We start from the raw sequence: 24,751 nt of genomic DNA, 5'->3' as shown, positions 1-24,751 counted from the left end.
GGTACAACGCTCATGTGGGCCTTCTTTCACAAGCTGGGATCGCCGCGCTGGTTCTACGGCATAGCCGCGCGTCTCTCTCCCTGGTGCTGGGCGCTGGCGCTGGCGCTGATCCTGGTCGGCAGCGTCTGGGGGCTGGCCTTCGCTCCGGCGGACTACCAGCAGGGCAACAGCTTTCGCATCATCTACGTGCACGTGCCTGCGGCCTTCCTGGCCCAGTCGATCTTCATGGCGCTGGCCGCCTCCGGCTTCGTGTTCATGGTCTGGAAGATCAAGATCGCCGACATGGCGGCAGCGATGATGGCGCCGCTGGGCGCCGCCATGACCGCCATCGCCTTGCTGTCGGGGTCGGTCTGGGGCAAGCCTACCTGGGGCACCTGGTGGCAGTGGGACGCCCGCCTTACCTCGATGCTGATCCTGCTGTTTCTGTATCTTGGCGTGATGCTGATCCGGCGCGCCTTCGCCCGCCCCCAGAGCGGCGCCAAGGCGGCGTCGGTGCTGGCCATGGTGGGGGTGATCAACATACCCATCATCAAGTACTCGGTGGAGTGGTGGAACACCTTGCACCAGCCCGCCAGCTTCACCATCACCGAACGCCCGTCGATGCCGGTCGAGATGTGGATGCCGCTGTTGATCATGGTGCTGGGGTTCTACGCCTTCTTCGCGGCCTTCACCCTGACCCGCACCCGTACCGAGATCCTGCGCCGTGAAGGCCACAAGCGCTGGGTGAAAGAGCTGTTCGAGGAGCGTCCATGATGGCTTTCGAGTCGCTGGCCGAGCTGGTCAGCATGGGCAGCCACGGCCCCTATGTGTGGACCGCCTGGGGTGCGACCCTGGGCTTTCTGCTGTTGAGCGTGATTCTGGTTCGTGGTGAAAGCCGCGGTGTTCGGCGCACCTTGCGCCGCCGGCTGAGGCGTGACGCCGCGGTCGCAAGTTCCCCCTCGGAGGATCAAGATGAGGGCTAAACGCCGAAATAAGATGCTGCTGGTGCTTGGACTGGTGGCGCTGTGTGCGGTGGCGGTGGGACTGACCCTGTACGCCCTGCGCTCCAACATCAACCTGTTCTTCAGCCCGGTGCAGATTGCCGCCGGAGAAGCCCCCGTGGACCGGCAGCTACGTGCCGGCGGGATGGTCAAGGAAGGCAGCGTCCATCGTGACAGTGACAGCCTGGACGTCAGCTTCGTGGTGACCGACTACGTCGACGATGTCGAGGTGCGCTACAGCGGCATCCTGCCGGACCTGTTTCGCGAGGGGCAGGGCGTGGTGGTGGTCGGCGAACTGACCGGCGACGGCTTTATCGCGGCCGACAAGGTGCTGGCCAAGCACGACGAGAACTATATGCCGCCCGAGGTCGCCGAGGCATTGGAAGACGCCGGCTATTCGCCGGCAGACTACAAGCAGGCGGGCCCAGGCACGTCGCAGTAGGCTTCGTGCATCGACAAAAAAGGTATCCCCACAACAGGGCTCCGTGGTGCGGGGCCTTGTTTGCCCGAGGGGGCAGGGCCGAAGGCGCTTCTTCGAGCCAGAAGGGGACAGGGTCAATCGACCATAACGCAGGCGTTCCGGGCCCATGGGCCCACGCGATTCAGTCGCAGAGCCAGGCGCCAGTGGACTGACGCGGACGGAAGGCGGGCCAAGGTGAATCCATGCTGATCAAGATGATTCCGGAAATCGGACACTACGCGCTGATCGTGGCGCTGCTGATGGCCTGCGTGCAGGCGGTGCTGCCGCTGGCCGGGGCTGCCACTCGGCGCCCGCTGTGGATGGCCTACGCGCGGCCGATGGCGGCGGGCCAGCTGGCCTTTCTGTTGATCGCCTACGGCTGTCTGACGGCGAGCTACATGCTCGACGACTTCAGCGTGGTCAACGTCGCCAACAACGCCAACTCGCTATTGCCCTGGTACTACAAGTTCAGCGCGGTGTGGGGCAACCACGAAGGCTCGGTGCTGCTGTGGAGCCTGATCCTCGGAGTCTGGACCTTCGCCGTGGGCTGCTTCTCCCGGGGGCTGCCACCGGACATGGTGGCGCGCGTGCTCGGCGTGATGGGGCTGGTCAGCGTGGGCTTTCTGGCCTTTGTGCTGATCACTTCCAACCCCTTCGAGCGTTCGCTGCCGAATATCCCCGCCGACGGCGCCGACCTCAATCCGCTGCTGCAGGACGTCGGTCTGATCATCCATCCGCCGATGCTGTACATGGGTTACGTGGGCTTCAGCGTGGTCTTCGCCTTTGCCATCGCCGCGCTGCTGGGCGGACGCCTGGATAGCGCCTGGACCCGTTGGGTGCGCCCCTGGACCAATATCGCCTGGGCCTTTCTCACCGTCGGCATCGCGCTCGGTAGCTGGTGGGCCTACTACGAACTGGGCTGGGGCGGCTGGTGGTTCTGGGACCCGGTGGAGAACGCCTCGCTGCTGCCCTGGCTCGCCGGCACCGCGCTGATCCACTCCCTGGCGGTGACCGAAAAGCGCGGCACCTTCAAGAGCTGGACGGTGCTGCTGGCGATCACCACCTTCTCGCTGTCGCTGATGGGCACCTTCCTGGTGCGCTCAGGGGTGCTGACCTCGGTGCACGCCTTCGCCAATGATCCTTCGCGGGGCCTGTTCATTCTGGTGCTGCTGGGCATCACCGTGGGCCTGTCACTGTTGATCTTCGCCCTGCGCGCGCCACGGGTCAGCCAGCCCGGAGGCTTCAACTGGGTATCCCGCGATGCCCTGTTGCTGGTCAACAACATCCTGCTGGTGGTGATGACGGTGACGGTGCTGCTCGGGACCGTCTATCCGCTGCTGCTCGACGCGCTGAACCTGGGCAAGATCAGCGTGGGGCCTCCCTACTTCAACGCCCTGTTCGTGCCCCTGACCGTATTGCTTTGCGTGTTCATGGGGCTTGGCCCCAGCGCCCGCTGGAAGCGCATGGCCGGGCGCGAGCTGCTGACCCGCCTGTGGATCGCCGGTCTCGGCGCTCTGGTCATCGGCGTGGCGGCGCCGCTGGTCTACACCGGGCAGTGGAACCTGAAGGCGTCGCTGGGCCTGGTCGCGGCGCTGTGGCTGGTGCTGTCGCTGGTGCGTGACCTGTGGGGCAAGACCTCCCGAGCCGGCTCGCGCCTTGGCGCCCTCAAGCGCCTGACGCCTGCCTACTGGGGCATGGTGCTCGGCCATCTGGGGCTTGCCGTGACCATCATCGGGGTCGCCCTGGTGTCCAACTATTCGGTGGAGCGCAACGTGCGCATGAATGTCGGTGACCGCGTCGAGGTCAACGGAATCGGCTTTCACATGACGGCGCTGGACGAGCGTCGTGGGCCGAACTATGTCTCTGACGCGGCCACCATCGAGGTGACCCGAGAGGGCGCCAGCGCAAGCTTCGAGATGCACCCGGAGAAGCGCCTGTACATCGCGCGCGGCATGCCGATGACCCAGGTGGCGCTGCGGCCTGGCCTGTTCCATGACCTCTACGTGGCCATGGGCGAGGAGCTCGACGACGGCAGCTGGGCGCTCAGGGTGCAGATCAAGCCCTTCGTGCGCTGGCTGTGGCTGGGCGCACTGCTGATGGCCGCCGGTGGCATCATCGCCGTCGCCGACAGGCGCTACCGTCGCCGCTTGAGCGTACGTGAGCCCGAGCCTGTCGTGACGGCCAGGGAGGCCAATGCATCATGAAAGATCGTCAGCCGCTGGCCTTCGCTCCTGTCATTGTCGTCACGGCCAGGGAGACCCGTGCATGAAACGTCGACTTTTGTTGCTGTTGCCGCTGGTGCTGTTTCTGGCGCTCGGGATCTTTCTCTATCAGGGGCTGTCGATCAACCCCTTTGAAAGGGAATCCGCGTTGATGGCCAGAGAGTTCCCCGACTTCGAGCTGTCGACCCTCGAGGATCCCGAGCGCCGGGTGAGCCAGGACGCGCTGTCCGGCGAGCTTTCCCTGGTCAATGTCTGGGGCAGCTGGTGTCCGACCTGTCGTCAGGAGATGCCGCAGCTTCTGGATCTGGCCGAGCGCGGGGTACGCCTGGTCGGGGTCGACTACAAGGAAGAAGGTGCCAGCGACGGCGAGCGCAGGGCCAGGGGACGCGCCTTCCTGACCCAGTTCGGCAATCCCTTCGAGTTCAATATCTTCGATCCCGAGGGCACCCTCGGCTTCGATCTCGGCGTCTACGGCGCTCCCGAGACCTTCCTGGTAGACGCCGAGGGGATCATTCGCTACCACCACACCGGCTATATCACCGCCGATGATGTGGAGAAGATCATCTTGCCGGAGGTGGAAAAATGGCGTTGATCGATCTGTGCGGCGCTAGCGGCGACGACCGCAGCGCCCGTGCACGTAATCTGCCTGGCTCGGGCCTTGGCTGGCTGGCGGGCGTGGTGCTGGCGCTGCTGATGCTTGTCGCTGCGCTCGACGCTCGGGCGGAAGCCATCGAGGTACGCGGCTTCGACAACCCGGTGACCGAAAAGCGCTATCAGGAGCTGACCGCCACCCTGCGCTGCCCCAAGTGCGAGAACCAGGCCATCGGCGACTCCAACTCGCCGATCGCCGCCGACATGCGCGAGCGGGTCTACGCCCAGCTTCAGGACGGCCGCTCGGACAAGGAGATCATCGACTTCATGGTCCAGCGCTTCGGCGACTATGTCCTCTACAATCCGCGTCTCGAGGGGCGCACCCTGCTGCTGTGGGGGCTGCCCGGCGCGCTGGTCGTCATCGGCGCCCTGGTATTGTGGCTGATTATCCGCTCACGGAGACGCACCCAGGTACGCAGGCTGTCCGCCGAGGAGCAGGCGCGCCTGGACGATCTGATCGATAGAGAGGGATCCGCATGACCCTGTTATGGCTGGCCTTTGCCGTTCTGCTGCTGCTCGCGGCCTGGCTGCTGATCCTGCCCCTGCGCCGTGCGGCGAAGGTGGAACGCCTGCAACGTGCGCTGGAGGACAGCGATGACGCCGCCGCCCAGAACGTGGCGGTCTATCGTCGTCGGGTGGCGTCGCTGGAAGCGGCCAAGTCTCGGGGAGACATCGACGCGGCACGCTTCGACGAGGATCTCAGTGAACTCCAGCGCAGCCTGCTCGATGACACCGAGCGGCTCAAGCGCTCACCGCTGAAGTCTGCCGCTGCGGGCAAGCTGGCGGTGCCGCTGGTGCTGGTGGCGGTGGTGGTGGTCAGCGTGCTGTGGTACCGCTGGGAGGGCGCCGAGGGCGACCTGGTGCTGTATCAGGCCATCGAAGAGGTACGCAACGACCCCGAGGCCAGCCTCGCGCTGATGATCCAGCGCCTCGAGCAGCAGGCCGAGAGCCAACCCGACAACCCTCGCGTGTGGCAGACGCTGTATCCGCTTTACCGCGACAGCGGCGCCTACGCCCAGGCCAGCGATGCCATCGAGCGTGTGCTTGCGCTGGAGGGGCGTTCACCCTGGTGGATCGGCGAGTTGGCCAAGATGCAGTACTTTATCAACGAAGGGCGGCTCGACGATCGCATTCTGGCGCTGTCCCGGGAGGCCAGTCGCGAGGCGCCGAATCTGCCCTCGGCCATGTGGTTTCTGGGGGTCGAGGCCTTCCAGCAGGACGACTACCAGGGCGCCCTGGGCTTCTGGCGGCGCGGTCTGTCGGCGGCGGACGACTCGCCGTTGTCCGAGGCCATGCGCCAGGGCGTCGCCCAGGCCGAGCAACGCCTGGCCCCTGCGGCGAGCGAGCGCAATGTCCTGGTCAGCCTGTCGCTGGCTGACGAACTGGTCGGGCGTCTGGCGCCGGAGACCACGGTGTTCGTGGTGGCGCGGGACAGCGAAGGCAAGCTGCCGCCGCTGGCCATCGAGCGCCTGACCCTGGCCGATCTGCCGGCCAGCCTGACCCTTGACGCCAGCGATGCCATGTCGCCCATGGCAAGCCTCGCGCAGGTCGATGAGGTGCGTCTGCTGGCGCGGGTATCGTCCAGCGGCCAGGCCCAGCCACAGGCAGGCGATCTCATGGGTGAACGACAAGGGGTTGCAGTAGGCGGCCCGGACATGGATCCTGTCGCGCTTATCATCGATCGAGTGATTGAATAGTCCATGCGTCTGACGTCGATCCGGCTGGCCGGGTTCAAGTCCTTCGTCGATCCGGTCACGGTGCCCTTTGACGGCAACATGACCGCCATCGTCGGTCCCAACGGCTGCGGCAAGTCGAACATCATCGACGCCGTACGCTGGGTCATGGGCGAATCCTCGGCCAAGACCCTGCGTGGCGAGTCGATGACCGACGTCATCTTCAACGGCTCCACCGGGCGCAAGCCGGTGGGCATGGCCTCCATCGAGCTGACCTTCGACAACCGCGACGGCACCATGGGCGGGGTCTACGCCCAGTACGCCGAGATCTCGGTCAAGCGTCAGGTCACCCGGGACGCCCAGTCCAGCTACTTCTTCAATGGCCAGAAGTGTCGCCGACGCGACATCGCCGACCTGTTCCTGGGCACCGGCCTGGGGCCGCGTTCCTACGCCATCATCGGCCAGGGCATGATCTCGCGGCTGATCGAGGCGCGTCCCGAAGAGCTGCGCGCCACCCTGGAAGAGGCCGCCGGTATCTCCAAGTACAAGGAGCGCCGTCGCGAGACCGAAAACCGCATGCGTCGCACCCAGGAGAACCTGGACCGGCTCGACGATATCCGTGAGGAGCTGGATAAGCAGCTCGAGCGGCTCAAGCGCCAGGCCGAGGCGGCCAGACGCTACCAGTCGTTGAAAGAAGAAGAGCACCGGGTCAAGGGCGAACTCGCACTGCTGCGCGGACGCGCCTTGCGTGCCGCCCAGACCGAGCAGGACACCCGGGTGCGTGAGCTCGAGACCGCGGTGGAGCGCGAGGTGCTCGGCATGCGCCAGTGCGAGACCCGGCTGGAAGAGGCCCGCGCCGAGCACGATGGCCTGGCCTCGGAGCTCGACCAGCGCCAGGCACGCTTTTACGAGACCACCACCGCCATCGCCCGCCTCGAGCAGGAGCTCGAACACACCCGCTCCCGCGATCAGCAGCTGGCGCGGGATCTCGAGAGTGCCCGCCGCGAGCTCGAGGAGCTCGATCGTCTCGGCGAGGACGACAGTCAGCGCCTGCTGGCCCTCGAGGATCGCCTGGAGACCCTGGGCCCCGAGCAGGAAGAACTGGCCGAGCAACTGGCCGAGCTGGAAGCGGCGCTGGAGGAGGCCGAGCCCGCGGTGGAGGAGGCCGACGCCAAATGGGAAGCCTTCAACGAACGCTGGCGCAGCGACAGCCACGAGGCCGAACGCACCCAGGACCGCCTGCGTGAGCTGGAAGCTCGGCTCGAGCGCATCGCCGCCGACCGTGCCAAGCGCCGTCAGCAGCTCGATGAATTGCCGGACCTGGCCGGCCTCAGCGCCCAGCGCGAAGAAGTGAAGAGTCAGCTGGCCGAGCACGAGGCCCGCGCCGAGGAGCTCGAGGAGCGCCGTGAACGGCTGATCGATCAGCGCGATGCCAACCGTCGCGAGGTTGTCGAACATGACCGCGCGCGCGAGCAGGCGCTCGCCCGTCACAGCGCCCTGGGTGGCGAGATCGCCTCGCTGGAGGCGCTGATCGAGGCGGCCCTGGCCGACCACGACGAAAGCCTGGACCGGCACCTGGCCGAGCATGGCCTTGCCGAGGCGCCACGCCTGGGCGAATGCCTGAATGTCGAGCCCGGCTGGGAGGAGACGGTGTCCTGGGTGCTGGGCCCCTGGCTCAGGGCCCGCATGGCGTCGTCGAGTCACTGTCGTGAGGTGATGGCCTCGCCGCTTGCCGCCGAACTGGCACTGCTCGATTCAGAGGCCAGCGTCGACGCTGCCGGCGACAGCCTGGCGGCGAGGGTCAAGGGCGCCGGTGCGGCCGCGCAGTGGCTCGCCGGCATTCGCTGTGCGGCCTCCCGTGACGAGGCCTGGCAGGCACAGGATCGGCTCGAGGCAGGGGCCAGCCTGGTGACCGCCGACGGCCTGTGGCTAGGCTCTGGTTGGGCGCGCCAGCGGGGCGAGGGAGATGGGCCGGATGCGTTGCTGGTGAGCCGCGCCCGGCTGGACGAGACAAGTGCCGCCCTGGCAGAGCAGGAACAGCGGCTGGCGTCCGTCGAGCAGGCCCGTGAAGGTGCCCAGGCGCTGGTCGATCAGGCCGAGCAGGGGCTCGAGCAACTGCGGCTGTCTGAGCGTGAGCTGGATCAGGCGCGTCAGCAACTGGCGGTCCAGGACAATGGTCTGGCCAGCCGGCTTGAGCATCTGTCCAGTCGCGGCGCGGAGATCCACGAGGAGCTCGAGGGCCTGGCCGAAGCCGACGAGGAAGCGCGGCTGGCCATCGAGGAAATGCGCGAGCAGTGGCAGAGCGCCATGGCCCGGCTGGAAGAGGGCGCCGAGGTACGCGAGCGTCTCGAGCGCGAGCGCACCCAGGCGCGCGAGCGGCTGGCCTCGCTGCGTACCCGCCAGCGTCCGCTGAGCGAGCGCTCCCAGCAGCTCACCCTGGAGCACCAGCGGTTGACCACCGAGCGTGCTGGCCTGGCCGAGCAGCAGGGGCGCGCGGGGGATACCCGCTCACGCCTGGAGGAGCGGGTGGCCGAACTCGAGGAAGCGCGTGAAGGACTGCATGAGCCGGATGAGGAACGTCGCGAGCGTCTCGATGAGCTGTTGCACCGGCGCGAGCAGGAGGAGCGCCAGCTCAATGAGTCGCGGGCACGGGCGGCGGCGCTGGTCGAGCGCCTGCGCGACGACGAGCAGGCGCGGCAGAGCCACGAGCGAAATCTCGATGGCGTGCGCGAGCGTCTGCAGGAGGCGCGTATGCAGGTTCAGGCATTGGCGCTGAAGGCCGAGACCCAGGATGAGCAGCTCAGGGAACTTGGCCACGATGCCGAGGCTCTGACACAAGGGCTGGACCCCAATGCCACCGAGTCCGCCTGGCAGACCCGGCTGGAGGAGCTGGGCGAGAAGATTCGCCGGCTGGGGGCGATCAACCTGGCCGCCATCGAGGAGTACGCGCAGCAGGCCGAGCGGCGTGACTATCTCGAAGCGCAGCAGGCCGAGCTGAACGAGGCCCTCGAAACCCTGGACAAGGCGATCCGACGTATTGATCAGGAGACGCGGATGCGATTCCGCGATACCTTTGAGCGGGTCAATGCCGGCCTGCAGTCGCTTTTCCCGCGAGTCTTCGGTGGTGGAACCGCATGGTTGACCCTGACAGGCGATGATTTGCTGGAAACCGGGGTGGCCATCATGGCGCGACCTCCGGGCAAGAAGAACAGCACCATTCATTTGCTGTCCGGGGGAGAAAAAGCACTGACGGCGTTGTCCATGGTATTCGCCATCTTTCAGTTGAACCCGGCGCCGTTCTGTATGCTCGACGAGGTGGATGCGCCCCTGGACGATGCCAATGTCGGGCGCTATGCCAAGCTGGTGAAGGAAATGTCCGAGAGCGTTCAGTTCATCTATATCACCCATAACAAGATCGCCATGGAGGCCGGTGAACGACTGATGGGTGTGACGATGCAGGAACCTGGCGTCTCGCGACTGGTCTCGGTGGGCGTGGACGAGGCGGCCGCGCTGGCAGAAGCATGATGCACTTGAAAGGTGGTTATAATAGGGTTACCAAGTAAGACCATGATACTGCATGGCAAGGTAAGCAAAGGGAGTTGGAAGGGCGAATGCGAAGGGCACTGTCGAGAAGACCGGAGAAAATCCGGCGCTTGACAAATAAAAAAAGTGGCCCTTTTTTTCGCAATCACGCTATGCTGTTGACGGACAACCATCAGGCATGGCGCCTTAGCAAAGGCATGACGACCCATGGAACTAAGAGAGTGGCTGATCATTCTGGGGCTGGCACTGGTGACCCTCATCGTTATCGATGGGGCGCGTCGCCTCCAGCGCCAACGTCGCACTCCCCGCCTTGATGAGGTGCAGGGAGACGTCCTTGATAGTGGCTACGGTAGCTACGAAAGCGGCTATGGCGGTGGTCATGGCAGTCGCCATGATCAGGAACCCGCCATGGCGGCTAGCCCCGGACCCAGCGCGCCAGAGCGTCGGGAGGTGGCCTCGGTAGAGGACGACCCCGAGGAGCGTGCGCGCCAGGAAGAAATCAACTGGGAGCTGCCCAATGGAGGGGCCAGGATCGTCAGGCCTGCGGATTTCTCCAATGTTCAGCCCAAGCCCAAGCTGCAGCGTCAGGAGCACCCCGGGCCATCCCGGGTGTTGTCCGAATTCCGCTCCAGTCAGGCCAGTCGCGCTCAGGAGGCTGGTGACAGCCACCGCGCCGATGGATCGTCGACCAATGACCGGCCGGCGGACACCGTTGCCCCGCGAGCCAGTCAGCCGGTGCCTGCAGCCCGAGCCGAGCAGCCCACCCAAGCAGAGGGTGTAGAAGAGGGTGCAGAACAAGCGCCCGCCGAGGCGGAACCGACTCCCGCACCGTCAGAGCCGTCGGTGCGGGTCGATAAAGCGCCCGCGCAGGCCCCGAACGCTGAAAACGCTGAAGAAGTGGCCGAGCAGTCCTCCCTGACCGACGAGCCCATGGCGGCCGACAGCCACGAGGAGCCAAGGGCCACCAGCGAGACGACGATGGACGCTCCGGTGGACGCTGACGCCTCCACCGGCAAGACTGCCCAGGACGAACACGCGGTGCGTGACGATGTCGCCGACGCGGGTGATGGGCGCCGCGAGCCCAGCTTGAGCGAGCGTCGTGACGATGACATCGCCAGCGAGCCCGGCGACGCTGCCATGCCGTCTCTGGCGGCGGACCCACAGGACCACGAGGAGTTCGACGAGGATCAGTATCGTCTGGTGGACTTCGAGGGGATGGGAGATTCGTTGAAGGATCGCTCTCGTCGCATGGGGTCCTCCGTGCATCGTTTTGGCGCTTCGCTGCAGAAGTCTCTGGGAGAGCGCCGGGAACAGAAGCGTATCGAACGCGAGAAGCGTGAGAAGGAAAGAGCCGAGAAGGCACGGCTCAAGGCCGAGCAGAAGGCCGAACAAGCCAAGCTCAAGGCCGAGGAAGAAGCTCGCCGGCAGGCCGAACAGGCACAGCATCAGGCCGAACAGCAGCGTCAGCGGCAGCAGGAAGAAGGGCTGCGTCAGGAGCAGGCCGCTCAGGAGGCCGAGCGCCGCCGTCAGGAAGCCTTGCTTGCCAGGCAGGCCGCTGCCGATCAGCGTGGCGCCTCGTCGATGGAAGACGAAGCCTCGTTCGACGATGCCACGTACGACGAAGCCGCGTATGACGAAGCCGCATTTGATGAAACTAAGGACATCGATGTCGAAGACTCCAGGGTGCGCACCCATCCGGTGCTCGAGAAGGCCCTGCGCCACGACGTCAACGCCGAGCATGCCCGTGACAGCCTGAGCAACGCCGAGGAAATCATCGTCATCAGCGTGATGTCCCGTGACGAGGATGGCTTCCCTGGCACGACCCTGCTGGAGCTGATGATGGCCTGCGGTTTGCGCTACAGCCGAGACATGGGCATCTTCCATCGCTTCGAGACCGAGGATGAGGGCAGCGCCCTGCAGTTCTCCATGGTCAACGTGCTCAAGCCCGGGACCTTCCCGATCGAAGCCATGGACGACTTCACCACACCTGGCATCACCCTGCTGATGCCGCTGCCCAGCGCCAAGGACAGCTCGGCGGCCTTCGAGGCCATGGTCGAGACCGCGATGGTGATCGTGCGCCATATGGGGGGTGAGCTGAAGGACGAGAATCACAGCGTGATGACCGCCCAGACCGTGGAGTTTGCCCGCCAGCGGGTGCAGGAGTTCGAGCGCCGCCACCGCCTGCATCGTTATCAGGTGAACTGACCGCGCAGGCGCTGCCTGGTACGCGACGGCCCCGTGGAGACACGGGGCCGTCTGCGTTTGCCTTCTGTGTCTTGATGGGGCGGACCGGGCTTGCCTGTCGGGGGCGGTGATGTCTGGCGGTTTTCTCCCGGCGGGCATGGGGTAGAATGGCCGATCATCAGCACTTCGCACTTCGCCAGGACAAGGGTTTACATGACCACCGATGCTTCGACCCGTGACGAGGTCGCGCGGCTTCGCACCGAACTCGATGACGCCAACTACCGCTATCACGTGCTCGACGACCCGCGCCTGCCCGACGCCGAGTACGACCGGCTGCTGCGTCGGCTGACGGAGCTCGAACAGGCCCATCCCGAGCTTGCGAGCCCCGACTCGCCGACCCAGCGGGTCGGTGCCAAGCCCGCCGACGGCTTCCCCGAGGTGACCCACGCGCTGCCCATGCTGTCGCTGGACAACGCCTTCGATGACGATGAGATACGAGCCTTCGTCAAGCGGGTGGCCGAGCGTATGGAACTGGACGCCGAGGCACTGTCGTTCAGCTGTGAGCCCAAGTTCGACGGCGCCGCGGTCTCGCTGGTCTACCAAGACGGTGTGCTGGTCAGCGGTGCCACACGTGGCGACGGCAGTACCGGCGAGGGCATCCTGTCCAATCTGAAGACGCTGAAGTCCATTCCGCTGCGCCTTCGGGGTGAGACGCCGCCGACGCTGATGGAGGTGCGCGGCGAGGTCATCATGCGTCACCAGGAGTTCGAGGCGATGAACGAGCGTGCCCGTGAGCAGGGCAGCAAGGTCTTCGCCAATCCTCGTAATGCCGCCGCCGGCAGCCTGCGCCAGCTCGACCCCAGGGTGACCGCCACGCGGCCACTCGAATTCCGTGGCTACCAGGTAGCGCGCCTTGAGCCCGATGGAGGCGCGAGCACGCATAGCGAACTGATGCAGCGGGTGGCCGAGGTCGGCCTGCCGGTCAGTCGCGAGCTCGAAGTGGTCAAGGGCGCGGACGGTGTGATCGACTACTGCCGCCGCCTGGGGGAGCGTCGTGAGCGCCTGGACGTCGATATCGACGGGGTGGTGATCAAGGTCGATGAGCTACGCCTGCAGCGCGAGCTGGGCTTCGTTTCGCGGGCGCCGCGCTGGGCCATTGCCTTCAAGTTCCCGGCCCAGGAGCAGACCACGACCCTCACCGACGTGGAATTTCAGGTGGGGCGCACCGGGGCGATCACCCCGGTGGCACGGCTCGATCCGGTCAGCGTGGCCGGGGTGACGGTGTCCAACGCCACCCTGCACAACGCCGACGAGATCGCGAGGCTTGGCGTGCGCATCGGCGACCGGGTCGCCATTCGCCGCGCCGGCGACGTGATCCCCCAGGTGGTCAGGGTGGTCGAGGCGGCAGGCGAAGGCCAGGATATCGTCTTCCCCGAGCGCTGCCCGGTGTGCGAGTCCGAGATAGAGCGGATCGAGGGCGAGGTGGTGGCACGCTGCTCCGGCGGGCTGGTATGCGCCGCCCAGCGCAAGGAGGCGCTCAAGCACTTCGCCTCGCGCCGGGCGATGGACATCGACGGCCTCGGCGTCAAGCTGATCGATGCCCTGGTCGAGCGTGACTGGGTCAAGACCCCGGCGGACCTGTTCAGCCTGTCCGCCGAGCGACTGGCAGAATTGCCGCGCATGGCCGAGAAGTCGGCGAGCAATCTGGTCGAGGCGCTGGAAAGGGCCAAGGCCACCACCCTGGCACGCTTTATCTACGCCCTGGGTATCCGCGAGGTCGGCGAGGCCACCGCGGCCAACCTGGCGAGCCACTTCGGCAACCTCGATGCCCTCAAGCAGGCCGACCGTGAGACGCTGGAGGCGGTGGACGACGTGGGTCCGGTGGTGGCCGCCCATATCGCCACCTTTTTCCAGCAGGCGCACAATCTCGAAACGCTGGAGGCGTTGATCGCCGCGGGGGTGCACTGGGACGAGGTCGACGTCGGCGAGCGCCCCACGCCATTGGAAGGCCAGACCTGGGTGCTCACCGGTACTCTGGAGACCATGACAAGGGACGAGGGCAAGGCGCGCCTGCAGGCGCTGGGCGCCAAGGTGGCCGGCAGCGTGTCGAAGAAGACCCATTGCCTGGTGGCCGGCCCCGGTGCTGGCAGTAAACTGGCCAAGGCCGAGCAGGCGGGGGTCGAGGTGATCGACGAGGCGACCTTCCTCGCGCGCCTGAACGAGTGGGAATCCGAGAGTTCGGAGGAGCAAGCATGAGCCGTTTCGTCGAAGTACCCTATCGCATGTTGCCCGGGGAGACACTGGACGCCCTGCTCGAGAGTTTCGTCACCCGTCAGGGCTACGACACCACCGACACCGGAGAGGGCATGAAAGGCTGGGTCAAGGAGCTCAAGGGCCAGCTCGAGCGCTCGGAGCTGATCATCGCCCACGATCTGGAGACCGAGAGCACCGAGGTGCTGACCCTGGCCCAGTGGCGATCCTTTGGCAGAGACATCGCAGATGACGAGGAAGAAGGAGACATCTGATCTGCCGATGCCCCCGGCCGCTTGGCGTTTGCTGCGGCGGGTGAAAAAGACGACGGCCCGCCTTCAAGGCGGGCCGTCGGCGTCTGGGCGTTGCTGCTTGCGTCCAGCCCTGGAGCCAGCCCTGGCGCTCATCCTGGAGTCAGCCCTGGCGCTTGCCCTGGACGATATCGCGGATCAGCCGCCGCCCCGGGTGCAGGTGGTCGGCCAGGGGGGCTTCCAGCGGCAGCGGTTCATCGCAGATCCGCGAGGCCAGCAGTTCGGCGCACAGCGGCGCGCTGGCCAGCCCCCGTGAGCCGTGGGCGGCGCTGATCCACAGGCCGGGATGGTGGCTGCCAGCGACGTCCGGCACCCGGGTGGCGTCCTTGGCCAGCACCGCGTAGTCGCGAAGCCATGCCGGCTGATCGGGCAGCGGGCCTGCGTAGGGCGTCTTGTCGGGGCTTGCGCAGCGCACACCGCCACGACCGTCGAGAGTCTCGAGCGCCAGCGGGTGGCCGGCTTGACGCAGCTGGTCGAGGTAGCCCGGCAGGGTTCTGTCGAGTTCCTCTAGGTTGGCCTGGTGGTCTTCGTCGAGGGTGTCGTTGTCGCTACGCCCCGGGGCAAAGGTCGCGCCGAAGGTCAGCACGCCATCCAGCGGCGGTGCCACGTAGCCACCGGCGCAGACCACTCGCTTCGGCGCCGGGGCCTCGAGCGCCAGGGGCGCGCGGCTGACCTGGCCGCGTACCGCCTGCAGCGGCAGGCCAGTGACCTGGCTGAAGTCAGCCGAGCGATAGGCGGCGGCGACGATGACCTGATCCACCTCGATGGCGACGCTGGTGTGATCGCCCTTCAGGGCGTGGCTGCCGACAAGACGCCAGCCGCCGCCCTCCAGAGGCTCGATGCTGTCGATGCTGGCCTGGACGAAGGTCACCCCTGGCGTGCGGGCGAGCTGCTCGCACAGCTCGCGCGGCCTGGCCCAGCCTGCCAGCGGATAGTAAAGGCCGCCGTGGGGCAGCGAGAGCCCGGCGAGGCTGGAGGCCTCGTCGGCGTCGATGCCACGCACCACCGTGTGGGGTAGGCCGTGGTGATCGAGAAAGCGTCGCTGGCGACGGGCCTCGCGCTCGTTGGCACCGAGTTGCAGCACGCCACAGGGCGACCACAGGCGCTGCTCGGGGTCGAGTCGGGCGAGCCAGCGCTGGCTGTAGAGCAGCCCGCCCAGATAGACCCGGCTCTGGTGGTTGGTGTCGGCGGCGAGCTTCACGTATAGCGCGCCCTGGACATTGCCGGAGCCCCCGCTGCCGGGTCGCGAAGCGTCGATCAGGGTGACCTCGACACCACGTCGGGCCAGCGCCTCGGCGGCGCTGCAGCCGGCGATGCCCGCGCCGACAATGGCCACGCGCCGACAGGGCCGCGCCTCAGGAGGGCGAAACCAGGGGGTGTGACGTCTGCCGGTATCGTCGGGAGGCGAGTCGATCTCGCCGGCGAGCATCTCGCGCTTGCGTCCATGGCCCGGTACCTTGCGCCAGGTGAAGCCGGCGGCCTTGAGCCCGCGCTTGACGATGCCTGCGCAGGTGAAGGTGGCGAAGGTGGCGCCAGGACGGGAGTGCGCCGCCATCGTGGCGAACAGTGCAGGCTGCCACATCTCGGGATTCTTCGAGGGGGCGAAGCCGTCGAGGAACCAGGCGTCCACCAGGCCGTCGAGCAGCGCAAGGCGTTCGCTGCTGTCACCCAGGTGCAGATCGAGAATGACCCGGGGCGACAGCACCAGTCGATGCACCCCGGTGACCGCCGCCGGCCATTGACGAATCAACGCCGCCGCCTTGTCGGCCAGATCCGGCTGGCCTGCCAGGGCCCGAATCAGATCCTCGGCGCTCATGGGATAGCGCTCGGTGGAGACGATGTGCAGCCGCGCCCCGGGGGGCGCCAGCGCCTCGAAGCTGTGCCAGGCGCACAGCACGTTGAGCCCGGTGCCGAAGCCCGTTTCACCGATCACGAAGGGGCGCTGCTCGTGCCAGGCGGCAAAGCGCTGGGGCAGCCGGTTGGCGGCGATAAACACGTGCTCGGTCTCGGCGCGACCGTCGTGGCGCGAGAAGTACACATCGTCGAAGGCACGGGAGTGAGGGCTGATTCCGCTGTCGTCCTCGCGCCAGTCCAGTTCGGCGGTAGTGGCGGCGGTCAGGGCGGGGAGGCCATCTGGAGATGATGTCACGTCGAAGATTTCCGGCTGGCGGGGCTGGTCAAGAATTGATCACTCTGTTGTCGAGGGCGTGGCAACAGGGTTACAGCAATGCGTCCGCGGCGTTTCAACAGACTTTTCCACAGACTCTGTGAACAAGCGGGCTGTGAACAAACCCGGAGCAAACAGGCTGTCCGTGAACGGTAGCCAGGACATCGCTTGTCCACGAACAGGTGCCAGAAGCAGGGTGCCCGCGATCCCGCCAGGTGCGCGGGGCAGGCACTCGGCTCGCCTCAGGGCAGGACCTTCTTGAACGGCTTGACGGTGACCGACGCATAGACGCCGGCGATCATGTAGGGGTCGGCATCGGCCCAGGCCTGGGCGCTGGCCAGGTCGTCGAACTCGGCGACCACCAGGCTTCCGCTGAAGCCGGCGTCTCCGGGATTTTCGCTGTCCACCGCCGGGTGCGGTCCGGCCAGCACCAGGCGTCCCTCATCGCGCAGGGCCTCGAGTCGAGCCAGGTGGTCGGGCCGGGCGGCCAGTCGACGTTCCAGGCTGTTGTCCACATCTTCGCTGATGATCGCGTAGAGCATCGATAGTTCCTCGATAGGGCCCGGTTGACGTTGGCCCGGGCAGACTCGCCGGGCGGTCGGATGCCGCTCTACGGCATCCTGGATGACGATCACCCGGCTCGGGGAGGCGCATGCGCGACGCGACCAGCATTGACCGCGGCAGGCGCCACGCGCACCATGGAGGCCATATTCTGTCAAAGTCGCCGCCCGGCGTCATGTCGAGGAGCCAGTTTCCTGTCCCATGCCAGCCCTTCCTGAGTCCTTCGAGGGCACGGCCCTCGCCATCGATCTGCATATGCACTCGACCGCTTCCGACGGCGCTCTTGCGCCGTCGGAACTGGTGACGCTGTGCCACGCCAAGGGGCTTTCGCATATCGCCCTGACCGACCATGACAGCCTCGAGGGAGTCGCCGAGGCCGACCTTCGCGCCCGCGAGCTTGGGCTGTCGGTGCTGCCCGCCAGCGAACTGTCCTGTCAGTGGCGGGGACTCAATATCCATGTGGTCGGGCTGTTGCCGTCGGGGCCGGGGGCCATGCTGGAGGCCGGCCTTGCCGAGCAGGCCATCGCCCGCGAGAAGCGTGCCGAGACCATTGCCCGGCGACTCGAGCGCATCGGCCTGAGCGACGGGCTGGCCAAGGCGCGTGCCTGGGCCGGCAGCGACCGGCCGCTCAATCGCCCCGACTTCGCCCACGTGATGGTGGCAGAAGGGCTGGTGGCGGATCTGTCCGGGGCCTTCAGCAAGTATCTTGGCAACGGCAAGATCGGCGACGTGAAGTCGCATTGGCCCTACCTGTCCGAGGTGGTGGAGTGGATCCTCGACAGCGGCGGCGTGGCGGTGCTGGCTCATCCCCTTCGCTACAAGCTGACCCGGCGCAAGCGCGGCCTGCTGCTCGATGAGTTCTGTCGGGCAGGGGGCCAGGCGGCGGAGCTGGTCAGCGGCTTCCAGAACCCTGATGTCACCCGGGACCTGGCGCGACAGTTGATGGAGCGCGAGCTGTACGGATCGCTTGGCAGCGACTTTCACTTTCCGGGAGGACACCTGGCGCCGGGCAGCATGAGTCCGATTCCGCGCACCGCGGTGGCGCCGGTGTGGGCCCATCCGCGCCTTGCCGCCTGGTTCGCCAGCGCGGCGAGTACGAACGTGGCGGGCCCTGGCGTGACAAATGCGAGCGTGGACGATGACACCCCGCGCGCCGGCCCGGAAGACAAGAGCCCCGAAGACAAGAACGCCGCCCATTCGGTCTAGTCTCAGAGGGAAGGCCCGCGCTGCGCCTCGTGCTTTCTTCGCCAACTTCTTTTGCCCGTTTGTTCGCCAGGGAGGCAACATGACCCAGTACTTTCAGATTCACCCCGACAACCCCCAGAAGCGCCTGATCGACCGCGCGGTCGAGATCATCCACAAGGGCGGAGTGGTGGCCTATCCGACCGACTCGGGCTACGCCCTGGGCTGCCACCTGGGGGACAAGAAGGCCATCGAGAAGATCAAGTGGCTCAGGTCGCTGGACGACAAGCACAACTTCACCCTGGTGTGCTCGGACCTGTCGGAGATCGGCACCTACGCCAAGGTGGACAACGCCGTCTTCCGCCTGCTCAAGGCCCACACCCCGGGCGCCTACACCTTTATCCTGCACGCCACCACCGAGGTGCCCCGGCTGCTGCTGCATCCCAAGCGCCGCTCCATCGGTGTACGGGTGCCGGACCACGAGATCTCGCGTGCTCTGCTTGAACGCCTGGGCGAGCCGCTGATGAGCGTGACCCTGATTCCGGTAGGGGAGGCGTTGCCGATGACCGACCCCGAAGAGATTCGCGATCGCTTCGGTGCGCACCTGGACCTGGTGATCGACGGTGGCGCCTGTCAGCTGGAGCCGACCAGCGTGATCGATCTGCGCGACATGCCGCCGGTCATCGTGCGCGAAGGGCGCGGCGATATCTCACCCTTCCAGGAGTAGCGCTCGACGCAAACCAGCGAAAGCATGCGGCGCATTGTCAGAAAGGCGACAGGCGAATACCGCCACGATGATGGGGTCGCGTTCCTGGCTCGCTCTCCCGGGCCGCGGTTGTGGACCCCGCCTTAGACAGAGGGCCCGCTGCGGTCGGGATTGCTGACGCCATCGTCTTCGTCATCTTCGCGCTTGGCCTTTTCTTCCTCACCGCCGTCGTCCTCCGGTTCCTCTTCTGGTTCTTCCTTCGGCGCGTTGGGGTCGGGGGTGTCCTCGTCGAGCCAGGTGCCACAGATCAGGCAGTACTTGGCACGCTGCTCGTGGCGGTCGTGGCCGCAGCCTGGGCAGGCTTCGTCGGAGTAGCGATCGGCACGAATCGAGCGGATTACCTCGGCGGAGAAGACTCCGGTGGGGACCGCGATGATCGAGTAGCCGATCAACATGACCACCACGCTGATGGCCTGGCCAAGCGGCGTCACCGGTGAGATATCGCCGTAGCCCACCGTGGTCAGGGTCACCACCGCCCAGTAGATGGCTACGGGAATGCTGGTGAAACCGGCCTCCCTCGGCTCGATCAGATACATCATCGAGGCGAAGATGGTCACCAGCATGAACACCGTGAACAGGAACAGGAAGATCTGGTGGCCGCTGCGCTTCAGCGCGTCGATCAACAGGCGTCCCTCGCCGACGAATTCCATCAGTCTCAGTATCCGGAAGATGCGCAGGCTGCGCAGCAGGCGGATGACAATCAGCGACTGGGCTCCGGGGATCAGCAGCGCCAGCCAGCTCGGCAGGATGGCGATCAGGTCGACGGTGCCGTAGAAGCTCTTCAGATAATTGAGCGGCCGCTCGAGGCAGTAGAGCCTGAGGACCAGCTCGATGGTAAAGAGGATGGTGAAGGTCCATTCGATGGCCCGGAACAGCTCGCCATACTGCATGCGCAGGCTATCGACGCTCTCCAGCACCACCACCAGCACGCTGGCCAGGATGGCGGTGATCAAGGCGATGTCGAAGCCCTTGGCCAGCCGGGTATCCGACTCGAAGATGATCTGAAAGATGCGCGTCTTGAGGCCTTCGGCGGCCGGCTTGTAGCCGTTGATCACGGGCGTGTCCTTGTGGTCTCGGGGCATTCTCCTGCAGGGATTAGGTTATCGCCTACAGGAAATGGGGCCATCGTCGGCGTTGCTCGCTATTGACGTTACTCCATCTCGACGTTGTCGGGTAGCCGGCGACCGAGTCTCAACAGGCCGGCGCCGACCTCGGCACTGAGCCAGTCGGGACGGTGCTCTGCGTCCTCGAGGGAGTCTTGCAGGTGCTTGACTTCCTCACCGACACCGGGCGCCGACGAGCACTGTGCAAGCCGCTCTAGCGTCTCCCGGGCGGTGACCATCCAGCCGCTGTCCTGGGTGTCGGCGTAGGCGTCGAGGGCGACCACCAGGCGATGCAGCAGGGTCGAGGGGCTGTCGCCGGACGGCAGCCGCCAGCCCTCCGCCAGTGCCGTCCCGCGAGCCGCCTTGCTGGTGTCCGATGGGCGCAGCGGGACGCTCTCGGCGAAGCCATCGGCCAGCTCCAGTAGCTGTCTGGCGTCTCCCCGCTTGAGCTCGAGCTCGACCTCGCGGATGGTAACGCTTAGCTCCCCCACGCGAATCTCGCCCTCGTCGAGGGCGATTTCGACCTCGCCACCATCGCTTTGCAAAAGCCACACCTCCCGCTGAAAGTCGGTGGTAAAGCAGGGGGCGAGGCGGGTCAGCAGGGTCTCGTCCAATGCCTGGATCGGCTCGAGCCCCTTGAGACCTTCCAGATCGAGGGTGTCGCCGGCCACCTTCCATTCCCATTCTCCCCGGGTGGACAGGCCACCACCGCCCTGGCCGCTGGTCTTCAGGGTCTGGCGCCACTCGTCGCCGATACGCCGCAGACGCAGGGCGACGCGGGCCTCTTTGAGATCTCCCTCAGGGGTGTCGTAGTAGGTATTGACCAGCGTCTGACGGCGGGAAGCCTCTCCGGCGAGGCGGGGGTGGCGTCGTAGCGCATCCGGGCCATCCGGCCCCAGGGCGAGTTTGAGTTCGACTTCATGGCTCATGCGGAGCGTCCTGGCAGGGATAATGGAGGGTGAATCACATCAATGTGACGTTAGTGAGGCAGTATTTTTTCCATGACGTGACAGTTTGGGGTCACTATACTGTCGCCGCCATTTCTCCAGTGTCCGTGACTCCCTATGGTGACATCAAATCCGTTTTCGGCGATGTTTGGCCGCTCCCCCTTTCAACCGCTGCTGGCCCATATCGAAAAGGCGCACGACTGCTCTGCCGAGCTGCTGCCCTTCTTCGAGGCGACCCTTAGGGGCGACTGGGATGCGGCGGCCTCGCATCGTGAAGTGATTACCCGGCTCGAACACGAGGCGGACTCGCTGAAGACCGAGCTGAGGCTGAACCTGCCCAACACCCTGTTCCTGCCGGTTTCCCGTTCGGACCTGCTGGACCTGGTCAGCGTTCAGGACAAGATCGCCAACAAGACCCGCGACATCACCGGCATCATGCTCGGCCGCCAGATGCAGGTACCCGACGCCCTGGCGACCCCGATGCGCGAGTACATCGCCACCGCCGTCGACTGTGTCGCCCAGGCGCGTCAGGCCCTCGAGGAACTCAAGGACCTGCTCGAATCCGGCTTCGGACGCAATGTCACCGAGCTGATGCAGAAATTGATCCGTGGGCTGCATGATCTCGAGCAGCGTGCCGACGAGCAGCAGATCGCCATTCGTCGCCAGCTGTTCGCCCTCGAGAAGGACCTGCCGCCGGTAGACGTGATGTTCCTCTATCAGATCATCGAATGGATCGGAGAAGTGTCGGACCGCGCCGAGCGGGTCGGCAGCCGACTCCAGATCATGACGGCGAACTGAAGACCGTCTTTCCATCCGACCGCCTGCGGGCGGTCTGACGTCATTCAGACTTTCCTCAGTCAGCAATCAAGGGATCTTCTCCCATGTCGATCATTGCCCAGCACGGTGACATCTTCATCCTACTGGCCTGCGCGTTCGGTTTCTTCATGGCCTGGGGCGTCGGTGCCAATGACGTGGCCAACGCCATGGGTACCTCCGTAGGTTCACGGGCGGTCACCATCAAGCAGGCGATCATCATCGCCGTCATCTTTGAATTTCTCGGTGCCTGGCTGGCCGGTGGCCAGGTCACCGAAACCATCCGCAAGGGCATCATCAATCCGGCCCTTCTGGAAAACGACCCCCAGTTCCTGGTCTACGGCATGCTGGCCTCGCTGCTGGCCGCCGGCACCTGGCTGCTGATCGCTTCGATGAAGGGCTGGCCGGTGTCCACCACCCATTCCATCGTCGGTGCCATCGTCGGTTTTGCCCTGGCCGGGCTCGGCATCGAGGCGGTGGGCTGGGGCAAGGTGGGCCAGATCGCCGCCAGCTGGATCGTCTCGCCGCTGCTCGCGGGCTCCATCGGTTTCATGCTGTTCAAGTCGGTGCAGCGTCTGGTGTTCGAAGCCGACGACCCGTTCGCCGCTGCCAAGCGCTATGTGCCGATGTACGTGTTCCTGGTGGGGTTCATCGTCGCCATGGTGACCCTGACCAAGGGCCTCAAGCACGTGGGCCTGCACCTTGCTCCGTTCGAGAGTCTGCTGATCGCGGTGCTCTTTGGCCTGGCGCTGATGGGCCTGGGTATCTGGCGCGAGCGCAGCATCGGCCGTAGCCAGCGCAAGACCGACTCCTTCGGTTTCGAGGGTGTCGAGCGGGTGTTCGGCGTGCTGATGATTTTCACCGCCTGTGCCATGGCCTTCGCCCACGGTTCCAACGACGTGGCCAATGCCGTCGGCCCTCTGGCCGCGGTCATCAGCGTGGTGCATGAGCATGGCAGCATCGAAGGCGCCTCGGCGGTGCCCTGGTGGGTGCTGGTGCTGGGCGGTGGTGGCATCGTGGTCGGCCTGGTGACCTATGGTCACAAGGTCATCGCCACCGTCGGCACCGGCATCACCGAGCTGACCCCGAGCCGTGGCTTCGCCGCCACCCTGGCCGCCGCCACCACCGTGGTGCTGGCCTCGGGAACCGGCCTGCCGATCTCGACCACCCACACCCTGGTGGGTGCGGTGCTGGGCGTGGGTCTGGCCCGCGGTCTTGCCGCCCTCAACCTGAGGGTCATCGGTACCATCGTGATGTCCTGGCTGATCACCCTGCCGGCAGGGGCGGGCCTTGCGATCATGTTCTTCTTCATGTTCAAGGGGATCTTCAACTAGGCAAGGGATCTTCAACTAACGGGTTGGAAAGGGGCTATAGGGCGATCATGTCGCTCACTCCTCCCCCCCACGACGGCGCCTTCGGGCGCCGTTGTCGTGTCTGGCGTTCACAGGTGCGCAGGTGGCAACAGGGCGTAACGGGCGGGGCGGGTGTGGGTCGATAGCAGGCTCTGATATAGTGAGAACTCCTTTCTCCTTGTCCGCCGCAGCAGGTCCGGTCCTTGAACACGTCCTTTTCCTTCGTCGACTGGTTTCGCCATTCCTCGCCCTATATCAATGCCCACCGTGGCCGCACCTTCGTCGTGCTGGTCGAAGGGGAGGCGATGGCGGCGGGGCGAGGGGAGTCGCTGATCCAGGACCTGGCGCTCTTGCACACCCTGGGGGTCAAGCTGGTGGTGGCCTTCGGCATTCGCCATCAGGTACACAGCGTGCTCGAAGCCGAGGGTATCTCGCCGGTGCGCCATCAGGGGCGCTGGGTCGCCGACGAAACCATCATGGCCAGGGTCGAGCGGGTCGCCGCCGAGCAGCGCCTGTGGCTCGAGGCGCGGCTGTCACTGGGGCTGCCCAACACGCCGCTGCACGGTATCGAGTTGACCACGGTGTCCGGCAATCTGGTCATGGCCAAGCCCCTGGGGGTGCGTGACGGCGTCGACTTCCAGCGTTCCGGCGAGGTACGCCGGGTCCGCTCGGGGGCGGTCAGAGCCCTGCTCGAGCAGCACTCGCTGGTACTGCTGCCGCCGCTCGGGTTTTCCAGCACGGGCGAGGTCTTCGATCTGGACGCCGCAGAGGTCGCCCAGCAAGTGGCAGTGGCGCTGAAGGCCGACAAGTTGATCCTGCTGGGGGAATCCGACGGTCTGCGCGATGACAGCGGGCGGTTGTTGCGACAGCTGTCTCCGGCGGAGGCGCGGCCGCTGTTGGACGACGCCTCTATCGGTGAGGAGCGCGCACGCCACCTGGGAGCCGCCTGCGAGGCGGCGTCCCATGGCGTCGCACGCACCCACCTGTTGTCCTGGCGCGACGCCGACGCTCTGCTGGGCGAACTCTTCACCCGTGACGGCGTCGGCACCATGATCACCCAGCATCGCTACGAACAGCTTCGAGCGGCGGGCGTGGAGGATATCGGCGGGCTGCTGGAACTGCTGGATCCGCTGGAGAAGCGCGGCATGCTGGTCCCGAGATCCCGCGAACGGCTCGAGCACGAGATCGACGACTACCTGGTGATCGAGCGTGATGGCATGGTCATCGGTTGCGCCGCCCTGCACCGTTTCGACGACGCCAACGTCGGTGAGCTGGCCTGCGTGGCGGTGCACCCGGACTATCGTAGCGGGGCCCGTGGTGAACGCCTGCTGGCAGAGATCGAGCGTCAGGCCCGGCGCCAGGGCATCGATCGTCTGTTTGCCCTGACCACCCACACCGCCCACTGGTTTCTTGAGCACGGCTTTGTCCCCTCGGCGCTCGATGAACTGCCACCGCTGCGACGCGACGCCTACAATCATGCGCGGAAGTCGAAGGTAATGAGCAAGGCCTTGTAGGGCGTACCAGGGAAGGTGCTCGTCGACGTTTCGGCCAACCATTACGGCGTCTCCATTTGGAGACGCCGTAAT

The 24,751-nt window shown here is 66.0% G+C and carries 20 protein-coding genes; 16 read left to right on the top strand and 4 right to left on the bottom strand.

All coding sequences use genetic code 11. From position 1 onward, the window contains the following. The first annotated feature begins 12 nt into the window (after positions 1-12). The 11 genes from NFH98_RS16505 (at position 13) to NFH98_RS16455 (ending at position 14,238) form a co-directional block, all read left to right on the top strand. Entirely contained in the window at positions 13-753 is a 741-nt protein-coding gene (locus tag NFH98_RS16505) for a heme ABC transporter permease (RefSeq protein WP_349622952.1), read from the top strand. Next, positions 750-962 carry a heme exporter protein CcmD gene (gene ccmD / locus NFH98_RS16500; RefSeq protein ID WP_231498600.1) on the top strand — a complete coding sequence of 71 codons (213 nt, stop codon included), beginning with the start codon at positions 750-752 and terminating at the stop codon, positions 960-962. The genes NFH98_RS16505 and ccmD overlap by 4 nt, the downstream gene beginning before the upstream one ends. Beyond that, complete coding sequence (ccmE, locus tag NFH98_RS16495) at positions 952-1,422, top strand: cytochrome c maturation protein CcmE (protein ID WP_349622951.1); 471 nt, start codon at positions 952-954, stop codon at positions 1,420-1,422. The genes ccmD and ccmE overlap by 11 nt, the downstream gene beginning before the upstream one ends. Positions 1,423-1,643: 221 nt before the next feature. Continuing rightward, a complete protein-coding gene (locus tag NFH98_RS16490) occupies positions 1,644-3,644 on the top strand; it encodes a heme lyase CcmF/NrfE family subunit (protein WP_108132329.1) in 2,001 nt (666 codons plus the stop codon). 61 nt (positions 3,645-3,705) lie between these two features. Beyond that, positions 3,706-4,254 (top strand): DsbE family thiol:disulfide interchange protein, encoded by a 549-nt coding sequence (locus NFH98_RS16485; RefSeq protein ID WP_108132330.1) that lies wholly within the window; start codon positions 3,706-3,708, stop codon positions 4,252-4,254. Between the two features lie 101 nt (positions 4,255-4,355). Next, positions 4,356-4,793 carry a cytochrome c-type biogenesis protein gene (locus tag NFH98_RS16480; RefSeq protein ID WP_349623121.1) on the top strand — a complete coding sequence of 146 codons (438 nt, stop codon included), beginning with the start codon at positions 4,356-4,358 and terminating at the stop codon, positions 4,791-4,793. Continuing rightward, a complete protein-coding gene (gene ccmI, locus NFH98_RS16475; RefSeq protein WP_349622950.1) occupies positions 4,790-6,010 on the top strand; it encodes a c-type cytochrome biogenesis protein CcmI in 1,221 nt (406 codons plus the stop codon). Before NFH98_RS16480 ends, ccmI begins: the two co-directional genes overlap by 4 nt. Positions 6,011-6,013: 3 nt before the next feature. Further along, a complete protein-coding gene (gene smc, locus NFH98_RS16470; protein ID WP_349622949.1) occupies positions 6,014-9,511 on the top strand; it encodes a chromosome segregation protein SMC in 3,498 nt (1,165 codons plus the stop codon). Between the two features lie 225 nt (positions 9,512-9,736). Beyond that, the gene (zipA, locus tag NFH98_RS16465; protein ID WP_349622948.1) at positions 9,737-11,734 is read left to right on the top strand and encodes a cell division protein ZipA; all 1,998 of its coding nucleotides are present in this window, start codon (positions 9,737-9,739) and stop codon (positions 11,732-11,734) included. 192 nt (positions 11,735-11,926) lie between these two features. Beyond that, positions 11,927-13,969, top strand: coding sequence for an NAD-dependent DNA ligase LigA (gene ligA / locus NFH98_RS16460; RefSeq protein ID WP_349622947.1), 2,043 nt, complete (start codon positions 11,927-11,929; stop codon positions 13,967-13,969). Next, complete coding sequence (locus tag NFH98_RS16455) at positions 13,966-14,238, top strand: YheU family protein (RefSeq protein ID WP_045991106.1); 273 nt, start codon at positions 13,966-13,968, stop codon at positions 14,236-14,238. Before ligA ends, NFH98_RS16455 begins: the two co-directional genes overlap by 4 nt. A gap of 139 nt (positions 14,239-14,377) precedes the next feature. On the opposite strand, the gene mnmC is transcribed toward NFH98_RS16455, so the two are convergent. Together mnmC and NFH98_RS16445 are read right to left on the bottom strand one after the other, a co-directional pair. Further along, positions 14,378-16,423 carry a bifunctional tRNA (5-methylaminomethyl-2-thiouridine)(34)-methyltransferase MnmC2/FAD-dependent 5-carboxymethylaminomethyl-2-thiouridine(34) oxidoreductase MnmC1 gene (gene mnmC / locus NFH98_RS16450; RefSeq protein WP_348827053.1) on the bottom strand — a complete coding sequence of 682 codons (2,046 nt, stop codon included), beginning with the start codon at positions 16,421-16,423 and terminating at the stop codon, positions 14,378-14,380. A 260-nt stretch (positions 16,424-16,683) separates the two neighbouring features. Next, positions 16,684-16,983 carry a YciI family protein gene (locus NFH98_RS16445; protein WP_045991104.1) on the bottom strand — a complete coding sequence of 100 codons (300 nt, stop codon included), beginning with the start codon at positions 16,981-16,983 and terminating at the stop codon, positions 16,684-16,686. Between the two features lie 220 nt (positions 16,984-17,203). On the opposite strand from NFH98_RS16445, the gene NFH98_RS16440 reads away from it, so the two are divergent. Together NFH98_RS16440 and NFH98_RS16435 are read left to right on the top strand one after the other, a co-directional pair. Continuing rightward, the gene (locus NFH98_RS16440; RefSeq protein ID WP_348827051.1) at positions 17,204-18,208 is read left to right on the top strand and encodes a PHP domain-containing protein; all 1,005 of its coding nucleotides are present in this window, start codon (positions 17,204-17,206) and stop codon (positions 18,206-18,208) included. A gap of 79 nt (positions 18,209-18,287) precedes the next feature. Beyond that, the gene (locus NFH98_RS16435; protein ID WP_045991103.1) at positions 18,288-18,911 is read left to right on the top strand and encodes an L-threonylcarbamoyladenylate synthase; all 624 of its coding nucleotides are present in this window, start codon (positions 18,288-18,290) and stop codon (positions 18,909-18,911) included. A 122-nt stretch (positions 18,912-19,033) separates the two neighbouring features. On the opposite strand, the gene NFH98_RS16430 is transcribed toward NFH98_RS16435, so the two are convergent. Both NFH98_RS16430 and NFH98_RS16425 read right to left on the bottom strand, forming a co-directional pair. Next, positions 19,034-20,002, bottom strand: coding sequence for an ion transporter (locus NFH98_RS16430; protein ID WP_315901234.1), 969 nt, complete (start codon positions 20,000-20,002; stop codon positions 19,034-19,036). A gap of 98 nt (positions 20,003-20,100) precedes the next feature. Beyond that, entirely contained in the window at positions 20,101-20,982 is an 882-nt protein-coding gene (locus NFH98_RS16425; protein ID WP_348827050.1) for a CYTH domain-containing protein, read from the bottom strand. Between the two features lie 135 nt (positions 20,983-21,117). On the opposite strand from NFH98_RS16425, the gene NFH98_RS16420 reads away from it, so the two are divergent. From NFH98_RS16420 to argA, 3 genes are all read left to right on the top strand, one after another. Next, on the top strand, positions 21,118-21,798 hold the full coding sequence (locus tag NFH98_RS16420; RefSeq protein ID WP_045991100.1) for a TIGR00153 family protein: 681 nt from the start codon (positions 21,118-21,120) through the stop codon (positions 21,796-21,798). An 83-nt stretch (positions 21,799-21,881) separates the two neighbouring features. Then, a complete protein-coding gene (locus NFH98_RS16415) occupies positions 21,882-23,147 on the top strand; it encodes an inorganic phosphate transporter (RefSeq protein WP_045991099.1) in 1,266 nt (421 codons plus the stop codon). 221 nt (positions 23,148-23,368) lie between these two features. Beyond that, the gene (gene argA / locus NFH98_RS16410) at positions 23,369-24,679 is read left to right on the top strand and encodes an amino-acid N-acetyltransferase (RefSeq protein WP_045991098.1); all 1,311 of its coding nucleotides are present in this window, start codon (positions 23,369-23,371) and stop codon (positions 24,677-24,679) included. The last annotated feature ends 72 nt before the right edge of the window (positions 24,680-24,751 follow it).

The sequence above is a fragment of the Halomonas sp. H33-56 genome, assembly GCF_040147035.1.
Lineage (GTDB): Bacteria > Pseudomonadota > Gammaproteobacteria > Pseudomonadales > Halomonadaceae > Halomonas > Halomonas litopenaei.
Note: the sequence above shows the minus strand (reverse complement) of the source record. Positions and strands in the feature narration are given on the sequence as shown.